This is a genomic window from Streptomyces sp. NPDC034111 (genome assembly GCF_055575375.1).
The window spans coordinates 77884-93944 of record NZ_JBVIST010000020.1; the positions used below are offsets into that span (position 1 = coordinate 77884).

At 71.7% G+C, this 16061-nt stretch carries 15 protein-coding genes and 3 tRNA genes; 9 read left to right on the plus strand and 9 right to left on the minus strand.

The genetic code is table 11. The features are described from left to right. Positions 1-33 precede the first annotated feature (33 nt). Together ACZ55A_RS31315 and ACZ55A_RS31320 are read left to right on the plus strand one after the other, a co-directional pair. Complete coding sequence (locus ACZ55A_RS31315) at positions 34-1839, plus strand: hypothetical protein (RefSeq protein ID WP_468847201.1); 1806 nt, start codon at positions 34-36, stop codon at positions 1837-1839. 223 nt (positions 1840-2062) lie between these two features. Then, the gene (locus ACZ55A_RS31320) at positions 2063-3541 is read left to right on the plus strand and encodes a N,N-dimethylformamidase beta subunit family domain-containing protein (RefSeq protein WP_468847204.1); all 1479 of its coding nucleotides are present in this window, start codon (positions 2063-2065) and stop codon (positions 3539-3541) included. A 79-nt stretch (positions 3542-3620) separates the two neighbouring features. On the opposite strand, the gene ACZ55A_RS31325 is transcribed toward ACZ55A_RS31320, so the two are convergent. Beyond that, on the minus strand, positions 3621-4073 hold the full coding sequence (locus ACZ55A_RS31325; RefSeq protein WP_468847207.1) for a DUF2267 domain-containing protein: 453 nt from the start codon (positions 4071-4073) through the stop codon (positions 3621-3623). Between the two features lie 283 nt (positions 4074-4356). Between ACZ55A_RS31325 and ACZ55A_RS31330 the strand changes: the two genes are divergently transcribed. After that, a complete protein-coding gene (locus ACZ55A_RS31330) occupies positions 4357-5271 on the plus strand; it encodes a phosphoribosylaminoimidazolesuccinocarboxamide synthase (RefSeq protein ID WP_468847210.1) in 915 nt (304 codons plus the stop codon). Between the two features lie 123 nt (positions 5272-5394). Here ACZ55A_RS31330 and ACZ55A_RS31335 read toward each other — a convergent pair. The 8 genes from ACZ55A_RS31335 to ACZ55A_RS31370 form a co-directional block, all read right to left on the minus strand. Further along, positions 5395-5467, minus strand: a tRNA-Gly gene (locus ACZ55A_RS31335). A gap of 52 nt (positions 5468-5519) precedes the next feature. Further along, on the minus strand, positions 5520-6137 hold the full coding sequence (locus ACZ55A_RS31340; RefSeq protein ID WP_468847213.1) for a response regulator: 618 nt from the start codon (positions 6135-6137) through the stop codon (positions 5520-5522). Continuing rightward, complete coding sequence (locus tag ACZ55A_RS31345) at positions 6134-7345, minus strand: sensor histidine kinase (protein WP_468847216.1); 1212 nt, start codon at positions 7343-7345, stop codon at positions 6134-6136. Before ACZ55A_RS31345 ends, ACZ55A_RS31340 begins: the two co-directional genes overlap by 4 nt. Before the next feature lie 108 nt (positions 7346-7453). Beyond that, positions 7454-8272: an ABC transporter permease gene (locus ACZ55A_RS31350; RefSeq protein ID WP_468847219.1), complete on the minus strand. Its 819-nt coding sequence runs from the start codon at positions 8270-8272 to the stop codon at positions 7454-7456. Next, positions 8269-9315, minus strand: a complete 1047-nt coding sequence (locus tag ACZ55A_RS31355; protein WP_468847222.1) for an ABC transporter ATP-binding protein — start codon at positions 9313-9315, stop codon at positions 8269-8271. Before ACZ55A_RS31355 ends, ACZ55A_RS31350 begins: the two co-directional genes overlap by 4 nt. A 171-nt stretch (positions 9316-9486) precedes the next feature. After that, positions 9487-9559: transfer RNA gene (locus tag ACZ55A_RS31360), tRNA-Gly, on the minus strand. Between the two features lie 75 nt (positions 9560-9634). Beyond that, positions 9635-9706, minus strand: a tRNA-Gly gene (locus ACZ55A_RS31365). Between the two features lie 119 nt (positions 9707-9825). Further along, positions 9826-10146, minus strand: a complete 321-nt coding sequence (locus ACZ55A_RS31370; protein ID WP_362916404.1) for a histone-like nucleoid-structuring protein Lsr2 — start codon at positions 10144-10146, stop codon at positions 9826-9828. A gap of 299 nt (positions 10147-10445) precedes the next feature. Here ACZ55A_RS31370 and purS point away from each other — a divergent pair, with 299 nt between their 5' ends. The 6 genes from purS (at position 10446) to ACZ55A_RS31400 (ending at position 16022) form a co-directional block, all read left to right on the plus strand. Next, complete coding sequence (gene purS, locus ACZ55A_RS31375) at positions 10446-10691, plus strand: phosphoribosylformylglycinamidine synthase subunit PurS (RefSeq protein WP_042151546.1); 246 nt, start codon at positions 10446-10448, stop codon at positions 10689-10691. Continuing rightward, the gene (gene purQ, locus ACZ55A_RS31380; protein ID WP_468847227.1) at positions 10688-11368 is read left to right on the plus strand and encodes a phosphoribosylformylglycinamidine synthase subunit PurQ; all 681 of its coding nucleotides are present in this window, start codon (positions 10688-10690) and stop codon (positions 11366-11368) included. Before purS ends, purQ begins: the two co-directional genes overlap by 4 nt. After that, positions 11368-13617 carry a phosphoribosylformylglycinamidine synthase subunit PurL gene (purL, locus tag ACZ55A_RS31385; RefSeq protein WP_468847229.1) on the plus strand — a complete coding sequence of 750 codons (2250 nt, stop codon included), beginning with the start codon at positions 11368-11370 and terminating at the stop codon, positions 13615-13617. Before purQ ends, purL begins: the two co-directional genes overlap by 1 nt. 152 nt (positions 13618-13769) lie before the next feature. Beyond that, on the plus strand, positions 13770-14300 hold the full coding sequence (locus tag ACZ55A_RS31390) for an ArsR/SmtB family transcription factor (RefSeq protein ID WP_468847231.1): 531 nt from the start codon (positions 13770-13772) through the stop codon (positions 14298-14300). 43 nt (positions 14301-14343) lie between these two features. Beyond that, entirely contained in the window at positions 14344-15183 is an 840-nt protein-coding gene (locus ACZ55A_RS31395; RefSeq protein WP_468847326.1) for a M23 family metallopeptidase, read from the plus strand. 41 nt (positions 15184-15224) lie between these two features. Then, on the plus strand, positions 15225-16022 hold the full coding sequence (locus tag ACZ55A_RS31400) for a maleylpyruvate isomerase family mycothiol-dependent enzyme (protein ID WP_468847233.1): 798 nt from the start codon (positions 15225-15227) through the stop codon (positions 16020-16022). Positions 16023-16061 lie beyond the last annotated feature (39 nt).

A 16061-nucleotide genomic window follows, 5' to 3' on the forward strand; every position in this document is an offset into this window, starting at 1 on the left:
GCTCCATCAGGACAGCAGGGGGTGTACAGGCTCGTGGCAAGTCCGGAAACAGGCGTCCTGGCGGCGCGTGCCCGCGCCCTCGCGGTGCTGCGGATCCGCAGTGCGGCGCTGGCGGTGGCGCTGCTGCCCGCGGCCGTGGCGGTGGTGCTGTTCGCCGGCCGGGCGACCGGCCATTTCGGCGCGGGCGCCACCGGGGCGGCCGTCCGCTGGGCCGTCAGCGGCCTCGCGCTGCTCAGCCTGCTTCTGGCGGCGCTGGTCGCGACGGTCATCGCCCGTGCCCGGCCCGCACTCAGCCCCTCCGTGCCGATCTCCGAGCAGTCGGCCCCCGACCTCTACCGCCTCGTCCGCGACCTCGCCGACCGGCTGGAGGTCCCCGCGCCGTCCGCCATAGCGCTCACCCCGGACTGCGACAGCTGGCTGGAGGACCGTACGCACCGCGCCCACGGCCCCCCGCGCCGCGCCGGGCGCTCCGCCGGTGACCGGGCGTCCGAGGCCCCGGTCCTGGTGATCGGCTCCCCGTTCCTGTGGTGGATGCGGGTCGCCGAACTGCGCGCCCTGCTGGCCCCCGTCGTCGCGGGCACCGGCCCCTCCGCGCAGCCCGACATAGCCGCAGCCCGCCGCTTCATCCGTGGTCTGGACGCCGCCGTCGCGGTCGCGGCCCGCGGCCGGGGCCTGTTGCGCGGCCCCGCGCTCCGCTTCGTCGGCCGGGTGGCCCGGCTGCTGCTGAGGGCCTGCCGCGAACACGCCATGATCATGGAGCGCGCCGTCGCGGCCGCCGCCTCCGAGCGCGCCCAGACCGTCGACTACGGCCTGCGGATCGTCGCCCAGGAGCAGGTCGGTCTGGCCTACGCGGGCTGGGACCGGCTGCTGACCCGGGTCGCGCTGCCCGCCTGGCGGATGGGCCGGTGGCCGTGCCGGCTGGACGCCGGGGTGGTCTCCGCGCTCACCGAGCTCTCCCGCCGCGACCGTCTCGCGGACGGCTTCACCTCCCGTCTGGGCGAGCGTCCGGCCTGCGACCTCCTGGAGGAGCCGGGCGCCATCGACCGCGCCGCCTCCCTGCTGGCCGCCCGGCTCTTCCACGGCGGCCCTGCCGAGCCCGGCCCCGACTGGTCACCGGTCGGCTGGCAGCAGTACCCGGAAGAGGTCGTGGACCGCAAGTGGCGCCTGGAGGCCGCCCGGCTGCACCGCGTCCTCGACGCCCTCCCGCTGCCCCCGCACCCGTCGGCCCCCTCCGCGACCGCGGCCCCCGGGTCAACCCCCGCCGCCGGCTCCCGCGCCGCCCCGACGCTCTCGTACGCCAGCACCCCGGCCCGTACTCCTACGGGCCACCGCCCGGCGGACCACCGCGGTGACGAGCCCGCGGCGCCGCCCGCCGGCCCGACGCTGGCCCGGGTCATCGACCGGCTCGTCCAGGACCAGAGCGCCGGCGACCTCGTCGCCGCCCGGCTGGGCGCGGAGGTCGAGCGCGAGGAGCGCGAGGAGGCCGTCCGCCAGGCCGCCCGCGGCCACTCGGCACAGGACGCGGCAGTGGGCGTGGCCTGGGGCGACGGTATGGCCGAGGGCGGTCTCCCGCTGTTCCCGCTCCAGCCGCCCCGTACGGGCCGTGAGCTGCTCGCCGACCACGTCACGGCCATGGTCTGCTGCGCCGCCGTCGACACCGCCGGTGCCACCCCCGGCCTGGACTGGCTCGACGGCCCGGCGCTGCTGGTCGACGGCGCCCGCCGGGCCGACCTCGGCCGCTCGGTGCTCAGCCTGGTCGACGACGGGGACGCCGAACCGCTCCGCGGCTGGCTGACGACGGTCGGCGTACGGCCCGAAAAGCCGGTCCGGCTGGTGTGACGGGGCGCAGGCCGGCTGCCCCGCCCCCGCCTGACTCCCGCCACACCGGCTGAATGTTCCCTTCCAGTTCGTGTTTCGGGGAGACAGCATCTAAATTCACGACGAAGGGTGACGGAATGAGTGCGTAATGTGATGTGCTGAGGGGCGGCCGGGATCGCTCAGCCGGACGTGGCACCGAGCCGATGGGCCGCGGCCGATGGGGGACGCGGGAGGGGAGTGGAAGGTGGCGACGGAACAGATCAGGCGCTGGGAATCGGGCGCCCTCGCCCACGCGGTCACGGACCCGTTCGGGCAGGGGCCGCTGCCCTGGCTGCGCGGCAGCGAGAACTACTTCGACTCCGGCCGCATCATCCCCTGGTACGTCGACCCCGCCGTCGCCCAGGGCGATCTGCGGGTGCCCGCCCCCCACAAGCACAACGGGCCACGCACCGCCGATGACGTCCACCGCCAGATCAAGGGCTTCGCCACCACCGGCGCGGTGGCCCCCGGTGAGGCGATCGACTTCCGGGTCTCGGTCGACCCGCCCCAGCCGTTCAGCATCGACATCTACCGCATCGGCCACTACGCCGGCGCCGGCGCCAACAAGATCACCACCAGTCCCCGGCTGGCCGGCATCGTCCAGCCGACCCCGCTGGCCGCCGAACGCACGGTCTCCTGCCACCACTGGTGGCTGTCCTGGCGCCTCCAGGTCCCCACGTACTGGCAGCTCGGCGCCTATGTCGCGGTCCTGACGACGGCCGACGGCCACCGCTCCCACATCCCCTTCACGGTCCGCGACGACCAGCCCGCCGACCTGCTCCTGCTGCTGCCCGACATCACCTGGCAGGCCTACAACCTCTACCCGGAGGACGGCCGCACCGGCGCCAGCCTCTACCACGCCTGGGACGAGAAGGGCGCCCTGCTCGGCGAACAGGACGCCGCCACCACCGTCTCCTTCGACCGCCCCTACGCCGGCGCCGGCCTCCCGCTGCACGTCGGGCACGCCTACGACTTCATCCGCTGGGCCGAGCGCTACGGCTACGACCTCGCCTACGCCGATGCGCGCGATCTGCACGCCGGCCGCGTCGATCCGTCCCGCTACCGGGGCCTGGTCTTCCCCGGCCACGACGAATACTGGACAGTGCCGATGCGCCGCACCGTCGAGCGCGCCCGCGACACCGGCACCTCCCTGGTCTTCCTCTCCGCCAACACCATGTACTGGCAGGTCGAGCTCTCCCCGTCGCCCTCGGGCCCGCACTCGCTGCTCAGCTGCCGCAAGCGCCAGGGCCCGGGCCGTCCCGCCCTGTGGCGCGAGGCCGGCGAACCCGAGCAGCGGCTGATGGGCATCCAGTACGCCGGCCGGGTCCCCGAGCCGGCCCCCCTCGTCGTCCGTAATGGCGACCACTGGCTGTGGGAGGCCACCGGCGCCCACGAAGGCGATGAGCTCCCCGGCCTGGTCGCCGGCGAGGCCGACCGCTACTTCCCGCGCACCAGCCTCCCCGAGCACACCCGCCGCATCCTGCTCGCCCACTCCCCGTACCGCGACAGCGAGGGCGCCCGCCGCCACCAGGAGACCTCCCTCTACCGCGCCCCCAGCGGCGCCCTGGTCTTCGCCTCCGGCACCTTCGCCTGGTCCCCCGCCCTGGACCGCCCCGGCCATGTCGACGAACGTATCCAGCGCGCCACCGCCAACCTCCTCGACCGCATCTGCAAGCGCGATTAGGTCTGCCTGGCGGCCGGGCCCGAGGAGCCGCGCCAGGACGTCCCGTCCCGGTCAGGTGTCGTCAGCGCGTACGTACGTCTCAGGCGTCCTCCGCCCTGGTGGTGGGCAGCAACTCCCGGATGTCGTGCGGCAGGGAGTGGCTCAGCCGTTCCATCAGCTCCGGCGCCACCGCGGCGTCCAGCACCTCGAACACCGCGGCCGCCTCCTCCAGGGCCGCCTCTTCCGTCACGCCGCTGCGCCAGGCGATCCGCGCGGCGAAGACCGTGAGATCGAAGCGCTCGCCGTAGCCGGGCTCCGCCGCCCGGCCGGACGCCCGCGGCCAGGGTTCCGCGGAACCCCCGGGGGTCAGCGGTTCCCGCGTCAGCCGGCCCGCCACTTCGTGCGGCAACTGCGCCGCGATGTGCCGGGCCAGCCCGGCCGGCACCCGTTCGGCCACCGTCTCCAGCGTCGCGCGCACGGCTCGTTCCGCCGCCTCCCGGTCCGGCAGTGCGGCGCGCTGCTGCACCAGAGCGAGCAACTCGTGATGCTGCATGGTTCTGCCTCCGTTCCCAGCCGTCGCCGGCCCGGCGGCGCATCGTCCTCGCGGCTGGCCCCAGGCCTCCGCGGGCGCTTCCCCCGGCGCTTTCCCCGGCGCTTTCCTGGTGACGTCGGCCGGGGGGATTCCTTCACCGGCAACGGCTCCAGCGCGTCCATGGTCCGCCCCCCGGGCCCTGTCCGCCACGGGAACCACCGGCCTCGCCACCCCTGCGGCATCGCGGCGTCTCCGCATACGGGAGAATCGGAACGACTCCTGGATCAACCTACGCGGAGGAAGCGTGTCCGGTTTTGTAGAAAAGCCTGAGCCTGTGGAGGTCCCGGGGCTCACCCACCTCCACACCGGCAAGGTGCGCGACCTCTACCAGAACGCCGCCGGTGATCTGATCATGGTCGCCAGCGACCGCACCTCCGCCTATGACTGGGTGCTCCCCACCGAGATCCCCGACAAGGGCCGCGTCCTCACCCAGCTCTCCCTGTGGTGGTTCGACCAGCTCGCCGACCTCGCCCCGCACCACGTCCTGTCCACCGACGTCCCGGCCGGCGCCCCCGCCGACTGGGCGGGCCGCACCCTGGTCTGCAAGTCGCTGCGGATGGTGCCGGTCGAGTGTGTGGCCCGCGGCTACCTCACCGGCTCCGGCCTCGTCGAATACCGCGCGTCCCGCACGGTCTGCGGGCTGTCCCTCCCCGAAGGTCTCACCGACGGTTCCGAGCTGCCGGAGCCGATCTTCACCCCGGCCACCAAGGCCGCCGTCGGCGACCACGACGAGAACGTCTCCTACGAGGAGACCACCCGCCAGGTCGGCGCCGAGACCGCCGCCGAACTGCGCCGGACCACCCTCGCCATCTACCGCAGGTCCCGCGACATCGCCCGCGAGCGCGGCCTGATCCTGGCGGACACCAAGTTCGAGTTCGGCTTCGACGAGCGCCCCGGCGGCGAGAAGGTGCTGACCCTGGCCGACGAGGTCCTGACGCCCGACTCCTCGCGCTTCTGGCCCGCCGACCAGTGGGAGCCGGGCCACGCCCAGCCCTCCTTCGACAAGCAGTTCGTCCGCGACTGGCTGACCTCGCCCGCCGCGGCCTGGGACCGTACGGGCGAGCTGCCGCCGCCGGCCCTCCCGCAGGAGATCGTCGAGCGCACCCGCGCCAAGTACCTCGAGGCCTATGAGCGTCTTACGGGCCGGACCTGGTCGTAACGCGTCGACGCGACCGGTGAAAGGGCCCGGCAAAAGGCCCGGCGGAAAGCGCGAAGACGAAAAGAAACACGACAAGGACACGAAAAGGACCCCGGTCATCGACCGGGGTCCTTTTCTCTCCTGAGCGGACGACGAGGCTCGAACTCGCGACCTCAACCTTGGCAAGGTTGCGCTCTACCAACTGAGCTACGTCCGCATGCGCCGCGCCAGGCTCCGGAACCGGTGGCCACCGCGTGGTGCGGGGTCCACTATAGCCAACCTCGCTCGCGAGCGAGGCGCGCCGCCGCATGACGGTTCTCCGCCCCCAGCTTCGCGGTCGCCGACGAGAGGTAGTTCCGCACCGTCCCCTGCGACAGCGAAGCCCGCTCGGCGATCTCCGCGACCGGTGCCCCGGCCTCGGCGAATTCCAGCACCTCCGCCTCCCGTACGGTCAGCGGCGACTCCCCGGCGCTGATCGCGTCCGCCGCCAACTCCGGGTCCACATAACGGTTTCCGGCATGGACGGTGCGGATGATCTCCGCCAGCCGCTGTGCCGACACGGTCTTCGGCACGAAGCCCCGCACCCCGGCCTCCAGCGCCCGCTTCAGATGCCCCGGCCGCCCGTGGCTGGTCACGATCATGGACCGGCACCCCGGCACCTCACCCCGCAGCGATGTGGCCACTGCCACACCGTCCGCGCCCGGCATCTGGAGATCCAGCACCGCCACATCCGGGCCGTGTGCCCGGGCCATCGCCCGCGCCTCCGGCCCCGACGCCGCCTCCGCGACCACCAGCAGATCGTCCTCCAGCGACAGCAGCGCCGCCAGCGCCCCGCGGATCAGATGCTCGTCGTCCGCGAGCAGCACCCGGATCACCCCGTCACTCATCGCGGCACCTCCGCCGTGGCCAGGGGCAGCTCGACCGTCAGCCGGTACGAGCCGGTGGGGACCGGACCCGACGCCAGGGTGCCGCCCAAGGGGCGCAGGCGTTCGCGCAGCCCGTTCAGCCCGCTGCCGGAGAGGCCGCCGGCGGCTCCGGCGGGCGGGGCGCCGACCCCGTCGTTCTCCATCGTCATGACGAGCAGCGAGCGCTCCGGGTCGATCCGCGTCCGCAGCGCACAGCGACGGACGTCGGCGGCGTGCCGCAGGACGTTCGTGGTGCCTTCGCGGACGACCCAGCCGAGCGCCGACTCCACCTCCGCCGGCAGCCGCACCTCCTCCGCGCCCTCGATACGGCAGTCCACCCCGGCCGCCCGCAGGATCGAGCGGGCACCGGCCAGCTCCGCCTGGAGATCGGCCTTGCGGTAGCCGCGTACCACCTCCCGGACCTCCCGCTGCGACTCCTGGGCGATCCGCTGCACCTCCACCATCTGCTCCACCGCCTCCGGTCGTTCCCTGCGGGCCAGCTGGACCGCCAGTTCGCTCTTCAGCGCGATCACCGCCAGGTTCCGGCCCATGACATCGTGCAGATCCCGGCCGAACCGCAGCCGCTCCTCGGCGACCGCGAGCCGCGAGGCGGTGGTGCGCGCCGCGTCCAGCTGCCCGATCACATGGAGCAGCCAGCCCGTGGGCCGCGTGATCACAAAGCTCCACACCCCCGCGAAGCCGATCAGGAACGCCAGGGCCAGCGCCCCCTGCCAGGAACCGGTGAGCAGTACGGCCGGCACCGCCAGTGCCACCCCGAGACCGGTCAGGGTGGCCAGGAACCTCCGCTTGGACACCAGCAGGCAGTACGCCATGAAGATCGGGGTGAGGGGCGAAGCCATCGCCAGCGTCAGCCCGTTGAGATTGTCCTTGTCGACACCGCCGTTGACGGCGATCAGTGTGAACAGCGCGGTCTCGGCCAGGGCGGCCAGTACCCCCGAGACCACCAGCAGGCGGCGCGGTGCCGGACCGCGGTTGAGGTACCGGTCCAGGGAGCGGTTCAACAGGGGTGCCGCCAGGGCGGCCTGAAGCACATTCAGCCCGGTGGTGAGCGCCAGCAGGGTGACCGGCACGGGGTGGCGCATCGCGTGGTCCATGAGCGGCGTCACCCCGCCGAGCACCGGAAACCAGGGAAGGACGTAGAGGGTCCAGCGGAAGTAGGCATCGATCATGCCCATCCGGCCCCGTCGCCGCCAGCTCGCCCGTAGCCGCCCGATCATCTGCTGTCCGCCCCCGTCGTACCGATTAACGCCCCTGCGCCTCCCCCGCGGCCGGTGCCGCTAGCGCCGCGGCTCCCAGCGGAACCACCGCCGCACAGCAAACAACGTGAGCGCGGCCCAGGCCAATCCGGTGAGCAGCTGCCCCAGCGTCTCCTTGGGGTCCCCGCCGCCGGTCCAGCCGGCCCGGATCAGCTCCATCGCCGGTGACAGCGGGAGCAGCCCGAGCACATCGGCCATCCGCGCCGGAAGGACGTCGAGGGGAACGACCATCCCGGATCCCGCCAAGGACACCATCATGAAGGGCAGCACGGCCAGTTGGGCACCTTCGGCCGACTTGGTCAGGCACGAGGACACCGCCGCGAAGCCGACGACCACGACCGTGCCCAGCACCAGTCCGGCGAACAGGAGGTGCGGCGCCGTGGGCAGGTCGATGTCCAGGACCAGCTCGCCGAGCGCCACCAGCAGGGCGCACTGCCCCAGCCCCAGGAACACCGGCGGAAGGGCCGTGCCCGCCAGTATTTCCCCGTCCCTCAACTCACCGGTGCGCAGCCGCTTGAGGACCAGTTCCTCGCGCCGGGCGACATAGGAGCCGGTGAGGGTGGAGTAGACGGCGAAGAGCAGGACGTACCCGAGAGAGGCCGGCAGCAGCACCGTTTTCACCGAGAGTCCCGTGCCGGACAGATCGATTCCGCTGACCGCCTGTTTCATCGCGAACGCCATGGCGACCGGGATGAACAGGGTGGTGAACAACGCGGACCTGTTACGGCCGAGAAGCGTCAACTCCGCCCTCCCCAGGGAGAACAGACGGGCCGTCGCGCCGGTTTCCGCAGGTGTTGCGGCGTACTGAGGGACGGCGGCTTCCTCCACGCGTGCAGTCATGCGTTCTCCAGCTCCTTTGCCATCTGTAGAAATACCTCTTCCAGGGATGCCGACCGGACGTCCAGGCCGCGCAGCGTTATCCCCTTCTCCTGCGCCCAGAGCAGCACCCCGGTCGCCGCCCGCTGGAGATCGTCGGTCCGCAGCCGGACCGTGCTCCCGGAGATCTCATGACCGGTGACACCCAGTTCCGACAGCGAGGGAAGATCGCCGAGGTGGTATCCGTCGGGCAGCTCGAAGGAGAGGTGCGAGGGGTGCGCGCCGACCACCTCCGCGACCGCCCCGGCCGCCGCGATCCGCCCGTCGTGCAGGATCGCCAGCCGGTCCGCCAGCTCCTCGGCCTCCTCCAGATAGTGCGTGGTCAGCACGATCGTGGTGCCCCGGTCGCGCAGTTCGCGGACCAGCGCCCAGGTCTCATGGCGCGCCTCGGTGTCCAGCCCGGTCGTCGGCTCGTCCAGGAACAGCACCTCGGGCTGCCCCAGCAGCGCCAGCGCCAGATCCAGCCGCCGCCGCTCCCCGCCGGACAGCTGCTTGACGCGTACGTCCTTGCGCCGCGTCAGCCCTACCCGGTCGAGCGCCTCCGCGACCGGCCGGGCCCCCGTGGTGCACCCGGCCCACATCCGCAGGGTCTCCTCGGGAGTCAGCTCCGACGGAAAGCCGCCCTCCTGGAGCATCACGCCGATCCGGGGCCGCACCTTGGCCCGCTCACGGAACGGATCATGACCCAGCACACGGATCTGCCCTCCCGTGGGCGCGGCCAGCCCCTCCAGCAGTTCGAGGGTGGAGGTCTTGCCCGCGCCATTGGTCCCCAGCAGCGCGAACAGCTCGCCGCGCGCGACCGAGAAGTCGACCCCGCGCACCGCCTCGTACCCCGTCCGGCCGCCCGGCCCGGCCTGTTCGCCGCGCCCGCCGTGCGTCCGCCGTCCCTTCGTCCGCCCGCTGCCCCCGCCGTACGATCGCCGCACCCCCGTGACGTCGATCACTACGGCGGAGGCCCCGGGGCGGCCGTGCCCTGTGCCTCCGGTGTTTTTCTCCCCGATGTTCATGGTCACAGCCTTCCGCCGGATCGCGATTGCGGGCAGTGCGGCCTGTCATCGCAGCCGATGACAAATGTCAGTTGCGGAGGGGCGAAGCGTGGCCGAGGAGAAGCGGAGTACGGGGCGGCACCGGGAAATGCAGAAGGCCCCGGTCATGATGACCGGGGCCTTCTCTTTCTGAGCGGACGACGAGGCTCGAACTCGCGACCTCAACCTTGGCAAGGTTGCGCTCTACCAACTGAGCTACGTCCGCAGGCATCCACTCGGCTTTCACCGAGCGGCGCGACAGCTACTCTACCTGATCCATTGGACCGGTCGAGACCGTCAGAGCGGGTGACAGGGATTGCACACTGCGCCTCCCCCTTGGAAAGGGGGCGCTCTACTACTGAGCTACACCCGCGTGACTCCGTGAGGTCCGGCCTTTCGGCCTCGCCCCTCGGCGTGCTCCAGACTCTAGCTGATCAGTAGGGGTGCTGTGCAAGTCGGCTGTGCCCGGCCCGAGGGATGCCGGTAAGTCCGTTAGCGGTTGGCGGCGTTGAAGGCCTCGTAGACCTTCTTGGGGATCCGGCCGCGCGGCGGGACGTCCATCTGGTTCGAGCGGGCCCAGGCCCGGACGGCCGCGGGGTCGGGGGTCACCGCGGTCCGGTGGTAGGCCTTGCCGGACTTGGCCCGCTTGCGGCCGGCCTCGACGAAGGGGGCGAGTGCACCGCGCAGTTTCTTCGCATTGGCGGGATTGAGGTCGATCTCGTACGACTTCCCGTCCAATCCGAAGGTGACCGTCTCTGCGGCTTCTCCTCCGTCGATGTCATCGGAGAGCGTTACTACTACGCGCTGCGCCACGGATATCGGTCCTTTCGTGGAGCGACCCTGTGTTGACATGGGGTGATGCTCCAGATCCGGCTGTTTGGGATCAATGCTTTTTCATTTGTACAGCGATGGGCATTGCATTGTGAAGCCCAGTTAATTTCGTCAGCGTGTCTTCCCGCAATCCGGACTCCGGATCTTTTCGAGGATTTTTCCCGGGGCTGCTCCTGCCGATACCGGGCCGTGATCCGGCGGTCCGTATATCTATGCGCGTAGATTTTCGAACACGGTACTGTGAGGACACCGCCTTACGCACCACACCACCGGGAGTGCCAGTGGCACGCGTCGTAGTCGACGTCATGCTCAAGCCGGAGATCCTCGACCCGCAGGGCCAGGCGGTGCAGCGCGCACTGCCACGCCTGGGCTTCGAGGGGATCGCCGACGTCCGTCAGGGCAAGCGTTTCGAACTCGAGGTAGAGGGTCCGGTCGACGAGGCCGCCCTTGCTCGCATCCATGAGATGGCCGAGACCTTCCTCGCCAATACCGTCATCGAAGACTTCACCGTGCGGGTCGACTCATGACCGCTCGTATCGGTGTCATTACCTTCCCCGGCACGCTCGACGACCGCGACACCCAGCGCGCGGTCCGGGTGGCCGGTGCCGAGGCGGTGCCGCTGTGGCACCGCGACAAGGACCTCAAGCAGGTCGACGCCGTGGTGCTGCCCGGCGGCTTCTCCTACGGCGACTACCTGCGGGCCGGGGCCATCTCCCGGTTCTCGCCGGTGATGGAGACCGTGATCGAGCAGGCCAGGGCCGGAATGCCGGTCCTCGGCATCTGCAACGGCTTCCAGCTGCTCACCGAGACCCACCTGCTGCCCGGCGCCATGCTGCGCAACAACCATCTGCACTTCATCTGCCGCGACCAGAAGCTGCGGGTGGAGAACGCGGACACCGCCTGGACCACCGATTACTCGGCCGGCCAGGAGATCTCCGTACCGCTGAAGAACATCGACGGCCGGTACGTCGCCGACGAGCGCACGCTCGACATGCTGGAGGCCGAGGGCCGGGTCGCCTTCCGCTACCTGGACGGCAACCCCAACGGCTCGCTCCGCGACATCGCCGGCATCACCAACGAGGCGGGCAACGTCGTCGGCCTCATGCCGCACCCCGAGCACGCCGTCGAGCCGCTGATCGGTACCGGCCGTACCGACGGCCTCGGATTCTTCACCTCGATCCTGAAGAAGCTGGTCAACGTCTGATGACTCTGGACACCGTCAAGCACGCAGCCCAGACCCCCGAGGTCGAGCAGCCCTGGGCCGAACTCGGCCTCAAGCAGGACGAGTACGAGCGCATCCGCGAGATCCTCGGCCGCCGTCCCACCGGCGCCGAGCTGGCCATGTACTCCGTCATGTGGTCCGAGCACTGCTCGTACAAGAGCAGCAAGGTCCACCTGAAGCAGTTCGGCGAGAAGGCCCCCGAGAACGACGCCCTCCTCGTCGGCATCGGTGAGAACGCCGGTGTCGTCGACGTCGGCCAGGGCTATGCGGTCACCTTCAAGGTCGAGTCGCACAACCACCCCTCGTACATCGAGCCCTACCAGGGCGCGGCCACCGGCGTCGGCGGCATCGTGCGCGACATCCTCGCCATGGGCGCCCGTCCGGTCGCCGTCGTCGACCCGCTGCGGTTCGGCGCCGCCGACCACCCCGACACCAAGCGCGTCCTGCCGGGCGTGGTCGCGGGCATCGGCGGCTACGGCAACTGCCTGGGCCTGCCCAACATCGGCGGCGAGGTCGTCTTCGACCCCTGCTACCAGGGCAACCCGCTGGTCAACGCCGGCTGCATCGGCGTGATGAAGCACGAGGACATCCACCTCGCCAAGGCCTCCGGCGCCGGCAACAAGGTCATCCTCTACGGCGCCCGCACCGGCGGCGACGGCATCGGCGGCGTCTCCGTACTGGCCTCGGAGACCTTCGACGACACCAAGCCCGCCAAGCGCCCCGCCGTCCAGGTCGGCGACCCCTTCCAGGAGAAGCTGCTCATCGAGTGCACCCTGGAGATCTTCAAGGAGGACCTGGTCGCCGGTATCCAGGACCTCGGCGGCGCCGGACTGTCCTGCGCCACCAGCGAGCTGGCCTCCGCCGGCTCCGGCGGTATGCGCGTCGAGCTGGACACCGTCCCGCTGCGTGACTCCTCCCTCTCGCCCGAGGAAATCCTCATGAGCGAGTCGCAGGAGCGGATGTGCGCGATCGTCGAGCCCGGCAAGGTCGACCGCTTCATGGAGATCTGCGAGAAGTGGGACGTCATCGCCACCGTCATCGGTGAGGTGACGGACGGCTCGCAGCTGGAGATCTTCTGGCACGGCGAGCAGATCGTGGACGTACCGCCGCGCACCGTCGCGCACGAGGGCCCGGTCTACCACCGCCCCTACGCGCGCCCCGACTGGCAGGACGCCCTCCAGGCCGACGACGCCGCCCGGCTGGCCCGGCCGGCGAACGCCGAGGAGCTGCGCGCGCAGGTCCTCAAGCTGGTGGCCTCGCCCAACCAGGCCTCCAAGGCGTGGATCACCGACCAGTACGACCGTTTCGTGCAGGGCAACACCGTCCTGGCACAGCCGGAGGACTCCGGCATGGTCCGCATCGACGAGGACACCAACCTCGGTGTCGCGCTCGCCACGGACGGCAACGGCCGCTACGCCAAGCTCGACCCGTACGCGGGTGCGCAGCTGGCGCTGGCCGAGGCGTACCGCAATGTCGCCGCGTCCGGTGCCAAGCCGCTCGCGGTCTCCGACTGCCTGAACTTCGGCTCGCCCGAGGACCCGGCGGTGATGTGGCAGTTCGCCGAGGCCACCCGCGGTCTCGCGGACGCCTGCCAGACCCTGGGCACGCCGGTCACCGGCGGCAATGTCTCGCTCTACAACCAGACCGGCGACGTGGCGATCCACCCGACCCCGGTCGTCGCGGTGCTCGGCGTCATCGACGACGTCAACCGCCGCACCCCGATCGCGTTCGCCGACGAGGGCCACCTCGTCTACCTCCTCGGTGACACCCGTGAGGAACTGGGCGGTTCGGCCTGGTCGCAGGTCGTCCACGACCACCTCGGCGGTCTCCCGCCGAAGGTCGATCTGGCCCGTGAGCAGCTGCTCGCGGAGATCCTGATCTCGGCCTCCCGCGACGGCATGATCGACGCGGCGCACGACCTCTCCGACGGCGGTCTGATCCAGGCGCTGGTGGAGTCGTGCCTGCGGGGCGGCAAGGGCGCCCGCCTCGTGGTGCCCGACGGGCTGGACCCGTTCGTCCTCCTCTTCTCCGAGTCGGCGGGCCGCGCCATCGTCGCCGTCCCGCGCAGCGAGGAGCTCCGCTTCACCGACATGTGCGGTGCGCGGGGGCTGCCGGCCACCCGGATCGGTGTGATCGACGGCGAAGAGATCGACGTCCAGGGCCAGTTCACCATCCCGCTGGCCGAGCTGAAGCAGGCGCACGAGACGACGATCCCGAGCCTGATCGCCTGAGGCCCGTTCCGGATCCCGGCCCGCCCGGGACCCTCCGCAGCCGCAACGGCCCGCCGGTACGCCCGGCGGGCCGTTGCGCTGTTCCGGCCCGTGAGGTGCGCCCAGGGAGCAGGCCTCTTGCTAGAGATTACGTAATTACGTAATCTCTAGCCATGGATCTCGAACAGCGCGTCGCCGATCTGGAGCGGCGCCTGGCCGCGCTGGAGGAGACGGCCGGCCAAGCTGCCGGCCCGCCGGCGTCCGGACCCTCACCCGAGCGGGAGCCCGGCGACGAGTTGTGGGCCCTGCACGGCCTCAAGGACCAACTCGCCGCACTGGGCGCCGACAACGGCGGGGTGCTGTTCACCGGCGCCGTACGGACGCCGGCCGGGCAGCGCTACGAATGGCAGTACGGCCTGGCCACCGACACCGTGCTGGAGGGCGACTGGGCGGACGCCGCCGAGTCGTTCGCGGCGCTCGGCCAGCCCGTACGGCTGCGGCTGCTGCGCGAGATCCTCGGAGGCCGCTGCACCGCCGCCGAACTCACCGAGCTCGACGGCACGGGCACCACCGGCCAGATCTACCACCACCTGCGGCAGCTGACCGCCGCCGGCTGGCTGCACACCGCCGCCCGCGGCCGCTACGAGGTACCGGCCCACCGGGTCGTACCGCTGCTGGTGATGCTGACCGCCGCCGGGCGCTGACCCCGCCCGCCGACTCTGGGGGAACGCAATGAAGTCCAGGTCCCTGTCCCTGCGCAAGATCTCCGAACAAGCCGCCCGCGCCTGCCTGTTGGCCTTCCTGGTGATGATCGTCACGAGATTCTTCGCCGACTTCCCCTCCTGGTGGACATGGATCCCGCTCGGCCTGTGGGTGCTGATCGGATTCGGTGTGAACCGACGCGCGGCCGGGGCGGCGGAGCCTCAGGTGCCCGGCTCCGCGGCCGTGGCGGTGGAGGTCGACGCGCCGGTCACCGGCCGCTGGAAGGCGCAGAACAGCCCGGCCGACAAGGTCCCCAGCCACGGCACCCGGGCCTACGGTCAGGCCTACGCCATCGACATCGTGGCGGAGCCGGAGGCCGGTGGCCGGCCCGGTTTCGGCTGGTGGCCGGTGGCCCGGCGCGGCGAGGACTTCCCGGCCTTCGGTGCGGATGTGCTCGCCGTCGCCGACGCCACCGTCGTCCGCGCCGACGACCGTCAGCGCGACCACCTCAGCCGTACGTCCTGGCTCGGGCTGCTCTACTTCTTCGTCGTCGAGAGCATCGCCCGTTCCCTGGGCGGCGCCCGCCGGGTGATCGGCAACCATGTGATCCTCGACCTGGGCGACGGCACGTACGCGCTCTACGCCCACCTCGGCCAGGGCTCGCTCACCGTGCGCCCGGGCGACCGGGTGCGGGCCGGGCAGCCCCTCGGCCGGTGCGGCAACTCCGGCAACAGCACCGAACCGCACGTCCACTTCCAGCTCATGGACGGCGCCGACCCGGACACCGCGAACGGCATGCCCTTCACCTGGCGGGGCATCGGCGTCCCACGCAACGGCGAGACCTTCGTGGCGGCCGGGGCGCCGGTGCCGGGGGCCGGCGTCTGAATCCGGGGGCGGCTGTCAGTGGTCCGTCCTAGGCTTCTCCCATGTCATCTGCCGCCCGCAAGCCGCGCGTTCGCCAGTACGACGCGCAGAAGACCAGGGACGCCGTCACGGCCCAGCTGGAGCACGTCCGGCAGGCCGTGGCCGGTCTGGCGGACGACCGGTTCGGGCTGCCGACCCGGCTGGGGGACTGGACGGTGCGGGAGCTGGTGGCGCATCTGTCCATGGCGGTCGGCAGTGTGGCGCGCAATCTGGCGCAGCCGGCGCCTCCGCAGCCGGAGATCACCCTGCTGGAATGGCCCTTCGCCACCGCGCGGCTCGCCGCCGGGATCGACGACGACACCCGCGCCCTGGCTGCCACGGGCGCCCCCGTGGAGCTGCTGGCACGCACCGCCGAGCAGTTCGCGAAGGCCGTACCGCCGGAGCCCGACGACCGGCTGCTGCCCACCCGGGCCGGCGCGATGCGGCTGGCCGACTACCTGGTCACCCGGTGCGTCGAGCTTGTCGTGCACACCGACGACCTGACGGCGGCGACCGGCGCACCGATCCCGTACGACCGCCAGGCGCTGGCCATCACCACCCGGCTGCTGGCCGATGCGCTGGCCGTCAAGGCGCCCGGCGGGTCGGTCGAGGTCAGGGTCCCGCCGTTCGCGGTGGTGCAGTGCGTCGAGGGGCCCAGGCACACCCGCGGCACCCCGCCGAACGTCGTCGAGACCGACCCGCTGACCTGGATCCGGCTGGCCACCGGGCGTACGGGCTGGGCCGAGGCGCTGGACGCGGCGAGCGTCAGCGCCAGCGGGGAGCGAGCCGACCTCGGCGGGCAGCTGCCCCTGATGAGCTGACCGTCGCGTATCTCACACCGGCCCGGCGGAGGGCGCCGG

Excerpts from the sequence above, each read along its gene's own strand:
- ACZ55A_RS31355 (WP_468847222.1), bottom strand. The coding sequence starts at position 9,315 with ATGAACATCGGGGAGAAAAACACCGGAGGCACAGGGCACGGCCGCCCC.
- ACZ55A_RS31390 (WP_468847231.1), top strand. The coding sequence starts at position 13,770 with ATGGATCTCGAACAGCGCGTCGCCGATCTGGAGCGGCGCCTGGCCGCG.
- ACZ55A_RS31400 (WP_468847233.1), top strand. The coding sequence starts at position 15,225 with ATGTCATCTGCCGCCCGCAAGCCGCGCGTTCGCCAGTACGACGCGCAG.
- ACZ55A_RS31350 (WP_468847219.1), bottom strand. The coding sequence starts at position 8,272 with ATGACTGCACGCGTGGAGGAAGCCGCCGTCCCTCAGTACGCCGCAACA.
- purQ (WP_468847227.1), top strand. The coding sequence starts at position 10,688 with ATGACCGCTCGTATCGGTGTCATTACCTTCCCCGGCACGCTCGACGAC.
- ACZ55A_RS31340 (WP_468847213.1), bottom strand. The coding sequence starts at position 6,137 with ATGAGTGACGGGGTGATCCGGGTGCTGCTCGCGGACGACGAGCATCTG.
- ACZ55A_RS31325 (WP_468847207.1), bottom strand. The coding sequence starts at position 4,073 with ATGCAGCATCACGAGTTGCTCGCTCTGGTGCAGCAGCGCGCCGCACTG.
- ACZ55A_RS31345 (WP_468847216.1), bottom strand. The coding sequence starts at position 7,345 with ATGATCGATGCCTACTTCCGCTGGACCCTCTACGTCCTTCCCTGGTTT.
- purL (WP_468847229.1), top strand. The coding sequence starts at position 11,368 with ATGACTCTGGACACCGTCAAGCACGCAGCCCAGACCCCCGAGGTCGAG.